General features: G+C 44.3%; 16 protein-coding genes. 1 reads left to right on the top strand and 15 read right to left on the bottom strand.

Translation table 11 applies throughout. From position 1 onward, the window contains the following. Positions 1 to 50: 50 nt before the first annotated feature. From yjgA to mazG, 8 genes are all read right to left on the bottom strand, one after another. Positions 51 to 563: a ribosome biogenesis factor YjgA gene (yjgA, locus tag JMX13_RS06975; protein ID WP_201545263.1), complete on the bottom strand. Its 513-nt coding sequence runs from the start codon at positions 561 to 563 to the stop codon at positions 51 to 53. A 97-nt stretch (positions 564 to 660) separates the two neighbouring features. After that, positions 661 to 1581, bottom strand: coding sequence for an RNase adapter RapZ (gene rapZ, locus JMX13_RS06970; RefSeq protein WP_201611494.1), 921 nt, complete (start codon positions 1579 to 1581; stop codon positions 661 to 663). A gap of 121 nt (positions 1582 to 1702) precedes the next feature. After that, positions 1703 to 2602, bottom strand: coding sequence for a pantoate--beta-alanine ligase (panC, locus tag JMX13_RS06965; RefSeq protein WP_201611465.1), 900 nt, complete (start codon positions 2600 to 2602; stop codon positions 1703 to 1705). A gap of 72 nt (positions 2603 to 2674) precedes the next feature. Continuing rightward, complete coding sequence (gene panB / locus JMX13_RS06960; RefSeq protein WP_201611463.1) at positions 2675 to 3475, bottom strand: 3-methyl-2-oxobutanoate hydroxymethyltransferase; 801 nt, start codon at positions 3473 to 3475, stop codon at positions 2675 to 2677. A gap of 126 nt (positions 3476 to 3601) precedes the next feature. Further along, complete coding sequence (gene folK, locus JMX13_RS06955; RefSeq protein WP_201611461.1) at positions 3602 to 4150, bottom strand: 2-amino-4-hydroxy-6-hydroxymethyldihydropteridine diphosphokinase; 549 nt, start codon at positions 4148 to 4150, stop codon at positions 3602 to 3604. Between the two features lie 34 nt (positions 4151 to 4184). Next, entirely contained in the window at positions 4185 to 6485 is a 2301-nt protein-coding gene (pcnB, locus tag JMX13_RS06950) for a polynucleotide adenylyltransferase PcnB (protein WP_201611459.1), read from the bottom strand. Between the two features lie 176 nt (positions 6486 to 6661). Next, complete coding sequence (locus JMX13_RS06945; RefSeq protein WP_201611451.1) at positions 6662 to 7048, bottom strand: ComEA family DNA-binding protein; 387 nt, start codon at positions 7046 to 7048, stop codon at positions 6662 to 6664. After that, positions 7035 to 7913, bottom strand: a complete 879-nt coding sequence (gene mazG / locus JMX13_RS06940) for a nucleoside triphosphate pyrophosphohydrolase (protein ID WP_201611441.1) — start codon at positions 7911 to 7913, stop codon at positions 7035 to 7037. The genes JMX13_RS06945 and mazG overlap by 14 nt, the downstream gene beginning before the upstream one ends. Before the next feature lie 155 nt (positions 7914 to 8068). On the opposite strand from mazG, the gene JMX13_RS06935 reads away from it, so the two are divergent. After that, positions 8069 to 9562 carry a phosphomannomutase CpsG gene (locus JMX13_RS06935; RefSeq protein ID WP_227686242.1) on the top strand — a complete coding sequence of 498 codons (1494 nt, stop codon included), beginning with the start codon at positions 8069 to 8071 and terminating at the stop codon, positions 9560 to 9562. 136 nt (positions 9563 to 9698) lie between these two features. On the opposite strand, the gene JMX13_RS06930 is transcribed toward JMX13_RS06935, so the two are convergent. From JMX13_RS06930 to lpdA, 7 genes are all read right to left on the bottom strand, one after another. Next, complete coding sequence (locus tag JMX13_RS06930) at positions 9699 to 11078, bottom strand: UDP-glucose/GDP-mannose dehydrogenase family protein (protein WP_201611433.1); 1380 nt, start codon at positions 11076 to 11078, stop codon at positions 9699 to 9701. Between the two features lie 57 nt (positions 11079 to 11135). Beyond that, positions 11136 to 12803 (bottom strand): glucose-6-phosphate isomerase, encoded by a 1668-nt coding sequence (gene pgi, locus JMX13_RS06925; protein ID WP_201611430.1) that lies wholly within the window; start codon positions 12801 to 12803, stop codon positions 11136 to 11138. Between the two features lie 3 nt (positions 12804 to 12806). Next, the gene (locus JMX13_RS06920; RefSeq protein ID WP_201611428.1) at positions 12807 to 13691 is read right to left on the bottom strand and encodes a UTP--glucose-1-phosphate uridylyltransferase; all 885 of its coding nucleotides are present in this window, start codon (positions 13689 to 13691) and stop codon (positions 12807 to 12809) included. Between the two features lie 64 nt (positions 13692 to 13755). Then, complete coding sequence (galE, locus tag JMX13_RS06915) at positions 13756 to 14802, bottom strand: UDP-glucose 4-epimerase GalE (protein ID WP_201611426.1); 1047 nt, start codon at positions 14800 to 14802, stop codon at positions 13756 to 13758. 121 nt (positions 14803 to 14923) lie between these two features. Next, positions 14924 to 15799 carry a succinate--CoA ligase subunit alpha gene (sucD, locus tag JMX13_RS06910; RefSeq protein ID WP_149490377.1) on the bottom strand — a complete coding sequence of 292 codons (876 nt, stop codon included), beginning with the start codon at positions 15797 to 15799 and terminating at the stop codon, positions 14924 to 14926. Between the two features lie 177 nt (positions 15800 to 15976). Beyond that, positions 15977 to 17143 carry an ADP-forming succinate--CoA ligase subunit beta gene (gene sucC, locus JMX13_RS06905; protein WP_201611424.1) on the bottom strand — a complete coding sequence of 389 codons (1167 nt, stop codon included), beginning with the start codon at positions 17141 to 17143 and terminating at the stop codon, positions 15977 to 15979. Between the two features lie 178 nt (positions 17144 to 17321). Further along, complete coding sequence (gene lpdA, locus JMX13_RS06900) at positions 17322 to 18773, bottom strand: dihydrolipoyl dehydrogenase (RefSeq protein WP_201611422.1); 1452 nt, start codon at positions 18771 to 18773, stop codon at positions 17322 to 17324. Between the last annotated feature and the right edge of the window lie 186 nt (positions 18774 to 18959).

Here is an 18959-nt window from a genome sequence, read left to right as displayed (position 1 = left end):
TGTTTTATAGGTAACCACTAGCCAACTTTGCTAGCAAATATCTCTTATCGCTATTTTTTTAGATTCGTTAAAATAGCGACTTCACGAATATAACTGGCCAAATCTGCTTTTGATTCTGCCATTAGCTCCTCATCGTTGGTATGCTTAGCGTACTCAATCCAGAGCAATAGCTGATACATACTATGCTGCTCTGAGGCTTTATATTGTTTGACGAACTGCTTAAGCGTACCTTCGTCGTTAATATTTAAGCGCTCAGACCAGCTCTCTATTTTAGAAACTTGCTCTTTAGGAAAATATGCATCAAATAATGCTTTTATCAGCTCATGGCGATTCTCTTCAATCATAAGCTTGCCAACACGTTTGGTCTGGCGATTGCGAGCATTAGCGCTGGTGATATCGGCAAGCGCCATGAGTTCCGCCATAAAATAATCGCTAGCGGGTAAGGCTTTAAGTTGTTTTTTCGATAAGCTGGCAAGCGGTATCGAAAGCTGCTGCAGGCGCTCATGAGCTTTTTTGAGCTCTGTGCGCGATACGCGCATATCTTGTTCTGACCAGTCAATCATAAAAGCTTTCCATTTTTCGAGATAATAGATAATAAATCATAAATTTAATAGCATTGTTGCCATTTATACGTTGGAGGTTATACCTTGCGACCAACCTCTACCAACGATGCTTTTCGCGGTGCTTAGCAGTAACGGTTAAACCTTTGGGCAAGCTGGCTGTCAGTTTATCTTGTAGATGCTTGGTGATAAATACCGAGCGATGTTTACCACCGGTACAGCCAATAGCGACCGTGACCGTATGGCGATTGTTATGTAAAAAATCAGGTAACCAACGATTGAGAAATTTTGCAATATCCTCAGTCATCTCAGATACTTCTGGATAATCAGCAAAAAAATCAGCAATCTCAGCGTCAAGACCGGTTGCGGCTCGTAACGTTGGATTCCAATGTGGATTTGGCAAAATACGCACATCAAAGACAAAATCTGCATCAATTGGGCTGCCGTATTTAAAGCCAAACGATAGCAGGTTAATCACTATTTGATTATCGACCCCAACATAATCACGCAAGCGCTCTTTCAACTGATGAATATTCAGCATAGTGGTATCGATTTTGACATCCGCTTGCTTAAATATCGGCTGTAAAAGTTGAATCTCTCTTTCGATCGCCGCTGGTAAATTATAAGCAGTATTTTCTACGCCTTTGGTATCTTGCACCATAAGCGGATGAATGCGGCGAGTAGCATTAAAGCGCGCCACCAAGGTTTCTTCTTGCGCAGTCACATATACCACGGTGACCGCGTCTTCGCCATATCTCTGCTTTAACGCTTCATGTGTTTCATCGAAATTGGACAAGTCCGCACGCGGGGTGCGAATATCGACACCCAAGGCGATGCGTTTAATCCCACTATCACAGACCAGTTTTTGAGCCGCGTCGGGAACCAATGACAAGGGTAGATTATCGATAGAATAATAACCTAAATCTTCTAAAATATTGAGGACTGAGGTTTTACCCGAACCTGAGCGCCCTGACACCACCAAGATACTTAACCTATCTTTATTTTCTGCGTTAGCGATCATAGGCTTTATTAAATTGTCATTTGGCTGTGCTTTATCGTTACTTGCTTTAGCTTGTTTGTTGTCCTTACTTGCACTCATGATCCGTCATCCTAATAATTGCGTCTGGCGAATTACTCTATTATTACGGCAGCTTTACCGTCACTAACTGATTGTCTAATAAACGTGCTCTACCCAACCAAGCTGCCACTAAAATCACCAAATCCTGCTGATTTTCCTCTAAACCTGCATGCAAACCGTCTGCATTTAAAGAATCGAGCTGAGCCATTTTCACTTCTAAATAATCTATCTTAAAGCCCGTCTCAGTGATGCGTGTCCGCGTCTCTATTAATAAAGGCTCAAGCCCTTGTTCGAGATGCTGACCATGCATCAGCTGCTCAGCTAAACGTTGTAATTCTTGGTGTAGCACCGGAGCAGTATTGCGCTCAGCTTCAGTTAGATATTGATTGCGTGAAGACAATGCTAGGCCATCAGCAGCGCGTACGATAGGCGCACCTATAATTTTGATGGGATAACTTAAATCACGCACGATTTGCTGGATAATCGCCAATTGCTGATAGTCTTTTTGACCGAATACGGCAACTTCAGGTTGGACGATATTAAATAGTTTAGATACAACGATGCCGACACCATCAAAGTGATTGGGGCGCGATCGACCACATAGTTGTGTGGTGATTTCTCCCGCTCGCACCGACGTTGGTGGCGGTAATACCGGATACATCTCATCAATGCTTGGGGCAAATACATAGTCGGCATCAACAGTAGCAAGCTTGGCGACATCTGCATCTAAAGTGCGTGGATAACTATCAAAATCTTCACCGACGCCAAATTGGGTAGGATTGACAAAGATACTCACCACTACAATATCGGCATATTGCTTGGCAAGCTTTACCAGTTCAAGATGACCATCATGCAGATTGCCCATCGTTGGCACTAATGCAATACGCTGCTTGCTATCTTGCTGACCACGATAAGGACTTAAGGCAGCACGAAGGGTTGAGATATGATGATGAATACTTGGCATGGTAAATACTCTTATCCTAATAGCTTTTTCTACTGATAATCATCAAAGTATTAAATATCAAATTAAATACGACTAGCTAAATTGGTGCTGCTCAGTTGGAAAACTACCATCGCGTACAGCTTGCTGATACAGGGCAAATGCGCCTTCAATACTACGCGAGATATTACGCTCGTCGGTCAAAAAGTCATGGACAAAGCGCGGTACACGACCGTGTACCATACCCAGCATGTCATGCATAACTAAGACTTGACCATCAGTATCAGCACCAGCACCAATACCAATGACCGGCACGGCAACCGCTTCGGTCACGGCTTTAGCAAGCTCAGCAGGTACGCATTCAAGTACCAAAAGTGCCGCGCCAGCAGCAACGACCGCTTTGGCATCAGCAAGTAGCTTATGGGCCGCCTCGTCACCACGTCCTTGGATTTTATAACCGCCAAAGACATTGACTGATTGCGGTGTCAGTCCTAAGTGTACACAAGTGGGCGTACCTGCTTGCGCCAAAGTCGTGACCAAATCGCAAAGCTCACTGCCACCTTCAATCTTAACCACATGCGCGCCTGCCTGCATAAGCTTGCGACTATTAGCCACTGCTTCTGGGAGCGTCACATAACTCATAAACGGTAAGTCGGCTAAAATCAGAGCATGCTTATTACTACGGGCAATATTGGCCGTATGATAAGCCATATCATCGACGCTGACAGGCAGGGTCGAATCATGACCTTGCACCACCATGCCCAGACTATCACCAATCAAAATCGTATCGATTTGTGCTTTATCCATCATGCGCGCAAACATCGCGTCATAGCAGGTCAGACAGGTAAATTTGGTGCCGTCTTTTTTAAATTTATTTAAAGTCGATAACGTCGTCATATCGTTATATCATCCTCAATGCTTTCAATCATTAATACTTTTAATAATCAATGACTGGTAGTGCTGCCAAATGCCAATTTTCTGCTACTTTTTAGTAGTTAATAAATATATTTAACGGTTAATACATCAATCATCTGATAGCAATTTTAATCCTATCCAATCGTTGCTCAGCGGATAATCCGTGATTGGTTTACCTGCAATGATCAACTCTGGAGCTAACTCTCGCAGCGGTATCAAGACAAAATTGCGTTCAGGTAATCCAGCATGCGGTATCGTTAATTGCGTCTCTGATATTTGCACGTCACCATATAATAGAATATCGACATCAAGGCTACGTTCACCCCAATGGCGCAGACGGGCGCGTTTTGCTTGCTGTTCTAGCGCTTGGCAAAAATCAAGCAACCCAAATGCGGTGAAGGTAGTTTCAAAACCTGCGACCGCATTGATAAAATCAGGTTGATCTTGGGGTCCCATCGGCGCTGAGGCATAAAAGGAAGACACACGTACCGCGCGTATCTGCTCATTTCCTTGCATAGCGGCAACGGCTTGCTGCAGGTGCTCTACAGGCGTACCCAGCTCATTTGTCAGATTGCTGCCTAAGCCTACATAGCAAGTAACCCAAGTCGCGTCAGCATAGCTCTCATTGTCAGCGCTAACATCAAAGTGCGTATTCATAGTTATCACTTTATTCTATTGTCCGCTCATAAGCTTAAACGTTATTAACGCTTGGCTGGCGACGGCGACGCTTCGATGGCACAGGGCCTTTTTGCTCATTCATTTTACTAGCAGTTGTTTGATGCTTAACTGACTGACTTTGAGTAGTCTGTTTTTTAGTATCTTGACTGGTTTTAGTAGGTTTTGCTGCTGAAGCTTTAGTTGCTCGTTTAGCCTTACTTTCAACGTTGTTACTTTTAACTTCACTGGTAGCTTCAGTCGCTAGCTTCGGCGCTTTCTTTGCATATCTCGTCGATTTTTGCGCTTGGTTATCGACTTCTTTAGCTTCTACGCTATTGATATTAGCTGAGCTATGGAGATTGTCGTTACTGCTACTATTTTCTATCACAGTAGGCTGACGACGACGGCGTTTGTGCGGTATCGGCTCGTTATTAATACTAACGAGCGCCGGCGTTTTGGCTACTGTACGCGTAGCATGCTCTATCGTCTGGGCTTTAGAAGAACCTGAGTCAGTACTAACATTGGCATCACTTTGCTTTGGTTTAGCATGGTGCTTTGCTGCTTGGTTGCCAGACTGCTCTTTATTCGCTGCATTGTCAGTCACGGCGTTTTTTTCTACAAACGCTTGCCTAGATGATTTAGATTTAGAGGGCGACTTAGATGACGATTGAGACGGCGACTTCGCATCACTTGGCAATTGCTTGCGTAATGGCGGAACAACACTCTCATGCTCTATGACAAATAACGGTGCAGGCTTAGCATGGTGGCGTCTATTTGCCACTTGATGACCAGTATGCGCAAGTGATAACTGCTGCAATTGCGCAAGTTCATTACTATCTTGTGTTGCTTGCTGCTTATGGTAGCCCTGATTATGACCATCATTGCTGCCACTGTTATTAGCATGCTGAACAGACTGACTGGCAGCGCGGCGGCGACGTGATGGCACGTTTGACGCATCATTGACCGCTTGATTGCTATGAGCATTGCCGTTTACTTTATCTTGCTGATCGTTTTCTATGTGAGTCACCTTGCCATTATCGTTCGAGGTTTGCTGTTTTTGACGATTACGCCCACGACCACGCTGCGCTTGCTTATAAGCACCGCGACGAATGTTTTCATCAAAGTCATCAATCGCTTGATCCTGCTGCTGTTCGGTCAAGGTTTGATAGTTATGCCACCACTCGCCCATACCATTGGTCGATTCTGATAGCGGATGTTCGGCATCGCCGCACTGCTCGCGCAGCAACAAGAAATCGAAACCGGCACGGAAGCGTGGGTGTTCAGACAACTGAACAATTTGTTTACTACGCGGCGCAGCCAATTTTGGCTGCAATATCCAAATATCACGAATAAACTGTTCGGCAAATTTTGGAATGGCGGTCTTTATACGTTGACGGTCAATAACTTTACCAGCTGCATGCATTTGCGCATCCGCAAAAGGCATATTACGTTTTTTGGCTTTTTCTAATTGATGTAGGTAGTTTTCCCACAGCAAGGCGGCATAAAAGAAGGCAGGGTTAATACTTTTGCCAGCAGCAATACGTTTGTCGGTATTAATAGCGACTTGTTTAACTAAGGCACTCGGCTCAGCAGGTGGATAAACAATAAGACTATCAATCGCGCCCGACTCAAACAATAACGGCAATAACGGCACCAAATAACCACCGGTAAACATCTTTTGCGTTTCATCATAAAGACGATGCGGGGATATTTGCTCAAGTAATGACCAGTTGCCATCATGAAACTGTGCGGCCAATTCGCTATCAAAATCAAAGCCCAATTTGGCTTTAAAACGCAGGGCACGCAGCAATCTGACCGGATCTTCTTCGATACGAGTCGGCGCATTACCTAATAGGCGAATGACTTTATTATCGATATCTTCAAGCGCACCGCAAAAATCATGTACCACGCCTTTGAGTGGCTGATAATAAAGGGCGTTGATAGAAAAGTCGCGACGGGCAAAATCTTGTTTGATATCACCCCAGACATTGTCGCGCAGAATCATGCCGTCTTGATTGGTATTAGAATCATTAAGCGGTGGGCCACGAAAAGTGGCCACTTCGATCAGCTCACGCCCAGAGTACACATGCGCCAATTGAAAGCGGCGGCCGATAATACGGCAGCGCTTACCAAAGACGTCTTTAATCTCATGGGGCTTGGCATCAGTGACCGCATCAAAGTCTTTTGGACGCAGGCCTAGCAATGTGTCGCGCACGCCGCCACCGACGATATAGGCATCAAACCCAGCTCGGGTTAGGGTTGCAATCACTTCGGTAATGGAATTTGGTAATTCAGATTTATTCAGTTCTAACTGCTTGGCGGCACGCTCGGCCATGCATCTACTCCTCGCCTTTATTCTTAACCACCCTGACGAACACAGCGTCTATCAGGCGGATGTACCTGCTAGTTTAACAAATTTTGACCATGGTGGGTGTGTTATGACATTTACTTACATGCTATTTTGTCAATATTGGGGTTAATTAATACAAAATATCGTGATTAATACAGTGATTAATCCTGTACGCTTAAACGCCTGCGATTCTTCTCAATGGTTTTTGCACCGATGCCTTTTACCTTGGTCAACTCATCAACCGTCTTAAAGCCACCAAACATGTCACGATATAAAATAATCGCCTGCGCTTTATTGCTGCCAATACCGTGTAATGACACCAGCTCGGCTTCTGTCGCTCGATTGATATTAATGCTGCGCTGATCACGTGCTTGGGTTTGCACTGTTTCTTGCGTCAGTAAGTAATCATAAGCACTTTGGGCATTATCAAAACAAGGGGCGGCATTAGCATGACTAAGCGTTAGGACAATCATAACTAAGCAACCAGCTAGGCAGCAGTAAACGCCTGCTACAAACCTCATTAGCAGTGGCTTATTAGTCGCGTTCATGTTGTTTCGCCGCTTCCCACAGTGCGTCCATCTCATTAATGTCACTGTCTTCTAAACGCTTGCCAGCGGCAGCTAACTGGTCTTCAATATAGCCAAAACGTGATTTGAATTTATGCACACAGGTCAACGTCGCAGTTTCAGCGTCGAGGTTTAGTTTACGGGCGATATTGACCAGCGCAAACATGCAATCACCAAGCTCCTTTTCAATCTCTCTGATATTGGTTTTACTTATATTATATTTAGCAGCATCTTTTGGCTTATCTACAATCTCGGCCTTTAGCTCGGCAATTTCTTCATCGAGTTTATCAAATGCACCGCTGACGTCTTCCCAATCAAAACCCAATTTTGACGCCTGTTTTTGCACATCCTGCGCTTGCATCAGCGCGCTGCCGGCTTTGGTATTGTCCAAACGGCGCTGTGGTTTACCACGTGCAGCGCGGGCTTGTTGCTCCTCCGCCTTAATCTCATCCCAGCGTTCTTTTACCGCGGCTTCATCTTGTAGCGTTTCTGCTTCAAACACATGCGGATGCCGGCGAATCAGCTTTTCTTGTAAAGTGGTAATCACATCGCTCATATCAAAGCGTCCTTGCTCAGCGTACATCTGACAATGAAAAACTACTTGCAACAATACATCACCAAGTTCACCTTTGATGTCTTCATCATCATCACTTTGTACCGCTTCACCAAGCTCATAGGCTTCTTCAATCGCATAAGGAATGAGACTATGGTTGCTTTGTTTTTTATCCCACGGACAATCTGCTCGCAGCCGTGCCATTAAGGATAATAAATCCGCCAACTCGCCACTTGCTTCTGGCGTTCCTGGTACCGGTGTAGGCGCTGTTATTTTATTTTCTAAGCTATTCATAAAAAACACTCTTATATTTTTATTGGTTATTCAATAGAACCCTATTAAGTTTATAACGATTTTGTCGTTAGTGTAGCATTGAACACTGATTAGCTTATAATTGGGTAACCTACTTAATTATCATCTCACTGCTTAAACGCAAGGATTTTATCGTTATGCCCACATCCGATACCAATAATGCCAGCTATGCGACTCAAACCCAGTTCGCACCGATTAACATTGATTCATTTAAAGCTTACGATATCCGCGGCGAGCTTGGTGTCAATCTCGATGAAGCTATCGCCTACCGTATCGGCCGTGCCTTTGCCCAAATTTTATTCGAGCGTTATAACAGTGCCGATAATGATGCTACCGCTGAACTGAAAAACTTAAAACCAGCTATCGTTATTGGTAGCGATATTCGCCATTCAAGTGAACAGTTAAAACAAGCGACTATCAAAGGCATGCTAGATGCTGGCGTCGATGTGATTGATTTGGGAATGACAGGTACAGAAGAGGTGTATTTTGCCACCAGCTACTATCAAGCGTTGGGCGGTATCGAAGTCACTGCCAGTCATAATCCGATTAACTATAATGGCTTAAAATTGGTCAAAGAGCATTCCAAACCGATTAGCGCCGATGATGGTTTGGCAGAGATTCAAGCGTTGGCAGAATCAGGGCAGTTCATCACTGATAATACGTTAGGCAACCTACAATTACTGACGGATAAAAGCGCTTATATCGATCATGTGATGACTTTTATCGATACTGATAAATTAAAACCGCTGAAGCTGGTTATTAATTCAGGCAATGGCAGCGCCGGCCCGGTGGTTGATTTATTAATCGAAAAGTTAGCACAAGCTGGCGCACCGATTGAAGTGATTAAATTGCATCATGCCCCTGACGGTAGTTTTCCAAATGGCATTCCCAATCCGATGATTTTGGCTAATAGAACCGCCACCCAGCAAGCGGTGTTAGAACATAAAGCCGACCTTGGGATTGCCTTTGATGGCGATTTTGATCGCTGCTTTTTATTCGATGAATACGGCGAATTTATCGATGGTAGCTATGTCGTCGGAATGCTGACGCAAGCATTTTTAAACAAGTATGCAGGCGAGTCGATTGTTTATGATCCACGAGTAATTTATAACACCGAAGCGGTGATTACTGAGCATAACGGTAAGGCGGTCATCAGCAAGTCTGGGCATTCCTTTATCAAGCAGGTCATGCGTGATTCTGGCGCGGTTTATGGTGGCGAAATGTCAGCACATCATTATTTCCGCGATTTTTTCTACTGCGATAGCGGTATGATTCCTTGGCTGCTAACCATTGAATTATTATCGATTACTGGCAAGACGTTATCAGCATTGGTCAGCGGTTATATTGCAGCCTATCCAAGCTCAGGTGAGCTGAATTTTCATCTGACCACTCATGAGGCGCCGACGATTATCAAAGCGATTGAAGCCAAGTTTAGCATCGAAAATCCAACTAAATCGATGCTTGATGGTTTGAGTTTGAACTTTGGCGAATGGCGTTTTAACTTACGTGCCTCAAATACAGAACCACTGATCAGATTAAATATTGAAAGCCGCGGGGATAAGGATTTACTACAAACTAAAACCCAAGAGATTCAGCAATGGCTTGCCAGCCAAGGCGCTGTAACTGCTTAAATAGCTTTGATTTGTGAATACAGTATGAATCTATAAAAAAAGCGCCAGTTAATTTTTATATGAATCGGCGCTTTTATTTAGCTTTAACCTAATAACTGTTTGTCTACTGAGCTTATTTTACACCTGATAGAAAGCCTTATTTAGCGCGACCAATCCCCATATAGTCGCCGACTAGGCTATCTATCTGCGTTCGTGACAAGGCATTTTGCGCGTCGAATACGGGCATCGCTTCCTCATTAAGCTTAGCAATATCTAACCTGTTTTCTGGTAGCCAGCTTATAATAAAAATGGCCTGCGCCTCATTAAGCTGTTGATAAGGATTGTCAATTAATTCAAGCAATGGCTGCTGCTTATAAAGTGCGGCAAGCTCGGTTTGCGCTTTATTGCTATAGACTAGCGTGCGAATATTATAAGACCATAATAGTGCTAATAAAGGGTGAATAGCCGACTCTGCCGTCCGTCCCGAGCCTGCTTTATAACTACCGCCCCAAATCATAACGGTTTTATTATCGATAAAACCATCAAAATATTGCCAAAACTTACGGAATATCAGCTCTTTTTGATCTTCATTAATATGGATAACCGATTGCAATAGTGGCATGGCCAAACTTTGCGCTTGACTTGATTGCTGCAGCTGAAGCAATTCAGTCGGTAACGTATTACCGCCAAAGCCCCATCCTGCCTGCAAGTAGCTACTGCCCACACGCTCATCGAGTCCCATTATATGGCTGACCTGCTGGATATCTACCTGTTGGCTGTCGGCTAAGCGCGACATCTCATTCATAAAGCTGACCCGCGTTGCGAGCATCGCCATGATACTACTACGCGCAAACTCTATGGTGGCAATATCGGCATGATGCGTCGCACGTGCATGCTGCATTAATGGTTGAAGCATATTTAGATGGTGGCTGCTGTTTGGCGTTTTTTCACCAAGCAACCATAACGACGGGTTTAACATCGAGCTATAAGCATCACCGTCTTTTAAAAATACGAACGGTAAATAATATACCCAAGCGCGCTGCAAACGCTTGGATAATGAGGCAACCGACCCTAACTGTTTAATACCACTCATGACGAGCGGTAATGCTTGCTCATGACTATGATTAAAGGCGGTAATCCAGCTGTCCTCTAGCCATACTGAGCTAATACTGTCTAAAAATAACCAATATAGCGCTACTGATTTTTTCTCATCATTATCACTCGCCACTTCATAACGCTGTATTAACTCATCAGCACTCTTTGGCAGCGCATAGCTAATAATCTGTTGCTGCTGGTCATACATTTGCCAAAGCGCTTGCAGGTGATGCTCAAAGCCATACTGTTGTAACTGCTGCGCCAATAATTCCTTATTCGCATAGAGATGAACCTGCTGACCGAGACTTGCCAGCACCACGGCACTGGTAATGGCATCGATACTATGACCGACAAGAACGCAGACGTTATTATTTATCGCCGTATTATTAAACGGCTTGGGTACAGATTTATACTTATGTGTATCGATGGCATCAGCGCTCATGACTTTACCTTTGATTATTGGTGGATTATCAGTGTTAATAACTTAACAATATAACCATTAAGATAACCGCTTAATATGCTGTAACAGCTGATTGGTAGAGCTGTCGAACTGCTCACCGCCCTCTTGCTGCATGGCGGTATGCACTGACTCTGCCATCTGCTTACCCATCTCGACACCCCATTGGTCAAACGGATTGATATCCCAAATGCTGGCCATCACATAAACCTTATGCTCATAAAGCGCGATTAATGCCCCCAAACTATGCGGGGTCAGCTCGTCAATTAGTAAAGTCGTTGACGGCTGATTGCCGCGGTAGTATTTATATTTATCAGCGTCAGAAGCGATTTGACCATCAGTATCAGCTATAGCCGCATTGCCAAAAGCTAAGACCCGACTTTGTGCTAGACAATTGGCTAAAGACAGTTCATGTTGCTGCTGTAATGACGCATTGGTGGCTTTATCGCTATAACGCCGCACACAGGCGATAAAATCACAAGAAACTTGCTGCGTCCCTTGATGCAAGAGCTGATAAAAAGCATGCTGAGCATTTGAGCCAATCTCACCCCACAAAATCGGACAAGTATCGTAGTCTAATCGCTCGCCATGCAGCGTCACCGACTTACCATTACTTTCCATCTCAAGCTGGGTCAAGTAGCTGGGTAAATACTCTAAACGCCCATCATAAGGTAATACCGTATGAGCATTTACTTGTAAAAAGGTACTGTTCCAAACGGCAAGTAGACCTAATAATACTGGCAAATTTTCTACAAAACCCGCTTGCGCGAAGTGCTCATCCATACTATGAGCGCCGGCCAATAACGCTTTAAAGCCATCGATACCGATACGAATGGCAATAGCCAATCCAATCGCTGACCATAAAGAAAAACGGCCGCCAACCCATTCCCAAAGCTGCAATTGATGCTCAGGATGAATACCCCACGCGCTCATTTTCTCATTGTTGGCTGAGATACCGATGAAATGACGACGTAACACACTATCTTCCGTACCCGCACGCAGTTTTGCGGTTGCAAGCAGCCATGATAGGGCGGTTTTGGCATTAGATAACGTATCAACAGTACCAAAAGACTTAGATGAGATAATAAATAAGGTGGTTTCAGGATTTAAGTGCTTGAGCAAATTATCAAGTTGTGTGCCGTCCATATTGGAGACAAAATGCACTTCGATAGCGGTATCTGCCCACTCATCAAGCGCAGTGGTCGCCATCAGCGGCCCTAAATCAGAACCACCGACGCCGATATTAACCACATCGGTAATTGCCTTGCCGGAAAATCCACGCCATGTACCACTGCGGACACGCTCGGATAATCTTGCTACCTGTGCCAAGCTCTGGTGTACATCAGTAACGACATCTTGCGTACCAACTTGCAATTTCGCTGTCGCTGGTAAACGCAGCGCCGTATGCAACGCTGCACGCTCTTCACTGGTATTAACCATCGCGCCTTGCAGCAAAGATTGGATACGGCCTGACAATTCACAACTATTCGCCAAACTTAATAAATTTTCTAGCACAGCATCATTAATACACTGCTTGCTATAATCCATATATAGCGCACCAGCTTGCGTGCTAAAACGGCTCGTACGCTCAGTATCTTGAGTGAATAGCTTATCAAGCGACCATGGCTGTGCTGCTAACTGTTGTAACTGCTGCCAGTATTCAGAGCTGCGCGCGCTACTATAGCGATTATTGTCTTTTATATCGTTCATGCACTACTCTTCATTTGCTAATTGCTGCTGCGCGAAATAAATAAACGCCTGCATATAAGAACGCATATCACCGGCATCATAACTGGCACCGCGCATGGTCGTGACATTGACGCCGTACTCACTAATCAAAGCATCAACAGCATCGGTCAGTTGAATCTCACCGCCGACCGATGCTTTGGTATTTGCTAGATAATCAAAAATATGGTTACTAAAGACATAGCGACCGACGACCGCCAATCTAGAAGGTGCATCGGCTAAGTTGGGCTTTTCTACAAAACCGGCAACCTTAAAGCTGACATTCATATCTGTTTTGTCAGCTACATCGCTCGTATCACTCAACGCTTCATGTAATTGGGCGATACCATATTTATGCACATCTTCATCGGCAATTTTATCGACCAATATCTGCGAATGACCATCGCTGGCAAACTGCTCAATCATAAAGGCTAAATTATCCGCTGCCATATCTGTAGTAAACGGATCAAGTACCACATCTGGAAGCAATACAGCAAAATCATTCATGCCTATGATTGGGCGCGCAGCAAGCACTGCATGCCCTAGTCCCAATGGCTTACCCTGACGTATCATCGATATCGTCACATCATATGGTAGCCAATTTAAGCTGTCTGCTAGCTCGTCTTTACCTTTCACACGCAACTGGTTATCCAGCTCAGCATTGATATCGAAGTAATTTTCAATGGCGCTTTTTTGTGCATGACCGACCAACACAATATGCTTGATACCAGCAGCAATCGCTTCTTCAACGACATAATGAATCGAAGGACGATTGCCAAGTGGCAATAGCTCTTTCGGCACCGATTTCGATAATGGCAGCATACGTGTGCCAAAGCCTGCAACAGGAATAACCGCGTGGATAATTTTTTTCATAGTTTTTAAACTGTATTAAAAAGTGTGAGATAAAAGCTAGCTTTAAAGATAGTCTTTATGCAATCTAAGCGATGTTATACCCATTTGGATTCATACTCTGCCAACGCCATGTATCTTGACACATCTCAGTGATAGACAGTTTTGCTTCCCAGCCTAATAGCTGTTTAGCTTTATCAGCACTGGCATAGCAGCTGGCAATATCACCGGCGCGACGAGCAGAAAATTGATAAGGAATATCTTGGCCGGATACTTCAGAAAAAGCAGTGACTAACTCTAACACTGAAGTACCTTTGCCCGTTCCTAGATTAATAGGTAAGAACCCTACTGAGCTTGTTTGACTTAAGCTTACCTGTTGCTGTAGATAATTAAGCGCTGCTACATGACCTTGCGCAAGGTCAGTGACATGGATAAAGTCGCGTACACCCGTACCATCTACGGTAGGGTAATCATTACCAAAGATGCTGAGCTTTTCAAGCTTACCAACGGCGACTTGCGAGATATAAGGCATTAAATTATTGGGTATGTCATTAGGATCTTCGCCAATTTGTCCAGATGGGTGAGCACCTACTGGATTAAAGTATCTAAGCGGAATAAGATTCCAGCCATCATTAGTTGCAGCTAGGTCTTGTAAAATATGCTCGACCGTAAGCTTACTTTGCCCATAAGGATTGGTACAAGAACGTGGCGATGTCTCATCAATAGGCAGTACTTCAGGGTCACCATAAACAGTCGCAGAGGATGAAAAAACCAGATTTTTAACGTTTGCTTCAGCCATGACTTCCAGTAAAGTAATGGTGCCGCTGACATTATTATTATAATACAGCAGTGGCTTGGTAACGGATTCGCCAACGGCCTTTAAACCCGCGAAATGAATCACGCCAAAGAAATCATTTTCGGCAAATACTTGTTTGAGTAGCTTAGCATCTCTAATATCGCCTTCGATAAATTCGATAGGCTGCCCTGCTAATTTGGAGGCACGGTTAATAGCCTCAATGCTACTGTTGGATAAATTGTCATATACCACAACATCATAGCCTGCCTGATGCAGTGTTATACAAGTATGTGAGCCGATATATCCAGCGCCGCCGGTAACCAATATCTTGTTTTTCATAATTTCTACATTTTAGTCAAAGAAAAGGTATCTTAAGAATAAAAAAAGACACCCCATTGTAGGGGTGCCTTGTATTTTTTTCAACGACGTTTCGGTATTAGATTATCGATTAATACCTAAATTACCAACCGGTAACTTCTTTTAACTTATCACCGATTTTTGATGGATCGCGAGTATAAGCAATACCAGCGTCTTCAAAGGCTTTAAATTTCTCTTCAGCAGTACCTTGACCACCAGAGATGATCGCACCAGCGTGACCCATACGCTTACCGGCAGGCGCAGTCACACCAGCGATATAACCAACCACTGGCTTAGTCACGTGCTCTTTGATATAAGCAGCCGCTTCTTCTTCAGCAGTACCGCCGATTTCACCGATTAAGATGATAGCTTCGGTTTGTGGATCCTCTTGGAACAATTTAAGCGCATCGATCTGATTCATACCAGGAATCGGATCACCACCGATACCGATACAGGTTGATTGACCAAAACCAAGTTTAGTGGTCTGTGCAACGGCTTCATAAGTCAAGGTACCAGAGCGTGAGATGATACCCACTTTACCTGGCAAATGGATATGACCTGGCATGATGCCAATTTTGCACTGACCTGGAGTGATAACGCCTGGGCAGTTTGGACCAACCATACGGACGCCGTCTGCTTCTTCGATATAACGCTTGGCTTTTAGCATATCGATAGTCGGTACGCCTTCAGTGATCACAACGATCAATTTCACGCCGGCATCGACTGCTTCAACGATAGAATCTAGTACAAATGGTGCCGGTACGTAGATAACGGATGCGTCAGCTTGGGTCGCTTCCATGGCTTCCGCCATGGTGTTAAAGACTGGTAAACCTAGGTGAGTTTGACCACCTTTACCTGGGGTTACGCCGCCAACCACTTTAGTGCCATATTCGATTGCTTGTTCAGAGTGGAATGTACCGTTCTTACCAGTAAAACCTTGTACCAATACTTTGGTATCTTTATCAATTAATACACTCATTATTTTTTCCTTATTCGGTTGTCTTGCAATAGCAGTTTTCTCGCCCATTTAGCGTTAAATGTTAACGATAAATGCTTTTGCTAAAAACTGCCATCACGCTTTGACTATAATGCTTAAGCGTTTGGTTCAGCGCGTTATAAATAAACGGCGCTTAGACTCACAACTTATATTAAAGACTTATGCTTTAACCGCATCGACAATTTTTTGTGCCGCGTCTGCTAGGCCTTGAGCTGAAGTCAGTTTCAGACCAGACTCTTCTAGAATCTGTAAGCCCAATTCAGCGTTGTTACCTTCTAGACGTACAACAACAGGCACTTTAACGTCGACTTCTTTAACTGCAGCGATAATCGCTTCTGCAATCATGTCACAACGTACGATACCGCCGAAGATGTTGATGAGAACACCTTCAACACTGCTGTCTTCTAGAATGATTTTGAACGCTTCAACAACGCGATCTTTGGTTGCACCGCCGCCAACGTCCAAGAAGTTAGCAGGTTTGCCGCCATACAATTTGATGATGTCCATGGTCGCCATCGCAAGACCCGCACCGTTCACCATACAACCGATATTGCCTTCTAGGGCAACATAGTTTAGGTCAAATTCAGCGGCTTTAAGCTCACGCTCGTTTTCTTGCGTTTTGTCTTGTAGCGCAGCAATTTTAGGTAAGCGATATAGGGCGTTTGAGTCAATACCAATTTTGCCATCAACACAAACAATTTCGCCATTTTCACGAACCGCTAATGGGTTGATTTCTAATAATGCAAAATCATTGTCAACGAATGCTTGATAAGCGCCGCTCATCAATTTTACAAACTGGTTGATTTGCTTGCCTTCAAGGCCCAGTTTGAATGCCACTTCACGTGCTTGATAAGGCATTAGACCCACTAATGGATCAACGCTTACTTTGAAGATTTTTTCTGGGGTTTCGCTTGCAACTTCTTCGATATCAACGCCGCCTTCGGTTGATGCCATGAACGTTACGCGACGCGTAGAACGGTCAACAACTGCGCCAAGATATAGCTCAGTTTGTACTGGGTACATATCTTCTGCAACCAAGACAAAGTTAACTGGTTGGCCATCAGCGTCAGTTTGGAAAGTAACCAAATTGGTACCGATTAGCTCTTCAGCAACTTTTTTGGCTTCTTCGCGAGTTTTAACCAGTTTTACGCCACCCGCTTTACCACGGCCACCAGCATGTACTTGCGCTTTAATCACCGCAATATCCGTTGGCGTTTTATCAAAAGCAGCAGCAGCTTCGTCGCCGTTATGGGCGATGATGCCTTCTTGAATAGGCAAACCATAGCTTTTCAATAGCTCTTTTGCTTGATACTCATGTAAATTCATTGATTGTATCCTTTATTTTTTACAATTAATAAAAAGTGACAACAAGTGCGAGGCAGAATAACGCTGCCGCACTTATGATGATGACAACCGTTATCTTAATAGTGATAGCGGTCGCGCCATCCAGTTAAACTTGATATTTACTTAAATGCTTTGAATTCTAGGCATTTAATCTCAAAAACTACTTACGTTTTTTACGCTGAATGGCATGAATTGCACGGCCATCTGCTGATAAAGCGGCTTCATGAACGGCTTCAGAGATGGTTGGATGCGCAAACGTCATCAACTGTAAATCTTCGATGCTAGACACAAATTCCATCGCAATCATACCTTGATGGACGATGTCGCCTGCCCCAGCAGAAATAGCGTGCATACCTAATAGGCGGTCTGTTTTGGCATCAGCAACGACTTTGATAGAGCCCTGTGCTTCACTTTGGGCAAGTGCACGGCCGTTCGCTGCTAGGTTAAATGAACCAGTTTTGACTTCATAACCAGCTTCTGTCGCTTCTTGCTCGGTCAAACCAACCCATGCGATTTCTGGATGGGTATAAATGACATTGATAATAGTGTCATAGTTAACTTGTGCTTTTTCGCCATGAATGCGCTCAACCGCCATCATGCCTTCTTCCATGGCTTTATGCGCAAGCATAGGGCCACGAACCAAGTCACCGATTGCATAAACGCCGTCAAGGTTGGTTTTACACTGGTCATCGACATCGATAAGACCGCGTTCAGTCAACGTGATACCGCTGTCTGCGCCGAGCAATTTTTCAGAGTAGGCACGGCGACCGACACAAACGATTAGCTTATCAAAGCTTTCCTCGCTCGACTCACCTTTGGCTTCGCTGGTCACAACAACTTGATCGCCTTTCACTTCAGCATTGGTCACTTTGGTGTCGACGCGAATATCAAGACCTTGCTTTTTCAGCATTTTACCCGCTTCTTTAGCGATGTCTTTGTCAGCAGCAGCTAGGAAACTTGGTAGTGCTTCATAAACCACCACTTCCGCACCCAAGCGGCGCCATACTGAACCTAGCTCGAGACCGATAACACCAGCACCAATGACGCCTAAACGCTTCGGTACTTCCGTGAAATCAAGCGCGCCAGTAGAGTCAACGATGCGATCGCCATCAGTTTTTGCCACAGGAATATCGATCGGCACCGAACCTGCTGCAAGAATGACGTTTTTAGCCGTGATAATGGTTTCGCTATCGTCAGCAAGGGCGGTAAATTTAACTTTTTTATCCGCACCTTTACCGTCTTCTAACGTGCCCCAGCCTTGTAGCCAGTCAACACCGTTGCCCTTTAACAACGCCGCAACGCCGCCAGTCAATTGCTTGACGATGCCTTCTTTACGGGCAATCATTTGCTCGATATCAATAGCAACGTCGCCGGTGCTGATACCATGTTCAGCAAGATCATGTTTGGTTGCTTCATAACGATGTGATGAATCAAGTAAGGCTTTTGATGGGATACAACCGACGTTTAAGCAAGTACCGCCAAGTGCTGGCTCACCTTTATAAACGCGTTTTTCGATACAAGCCACGCTCATACCCAATTGCCCTGCACGAATAGCGGCTTCGTAACCACCAGGACCGCCGCCGATGACGACTAAATCATAATTGTCTTTCATAGTACGTTCCTATTTTTAATTTCTTTCTAATTTTATTTAACATTTAAATGATTGTTTAGCTTATTGACCTTTAAATAATGATTTTATCTTATCGTTAATACACGCTAAGAAAGACATCCGTTATTTATCGATAAATCACAATCATCTAGTCCAAAGTTAAAAAGCTTGTACCGGCGGTTACCAATA

Origin of the sequence: Psychrobacter immobilis, from assembly GCF_904846285.1 — a bacterium.
Taxonomy (GTDB): Bacteria; Pseudomonadota; Gammaproteobacteria; order Pseudomonadales; family Moraxellaceae; genus Psychrobacter; species Psychrobacter immobilis_D.
This window is presented reverse-complemented; position numbering and strand designations above follow the sequence as displayed.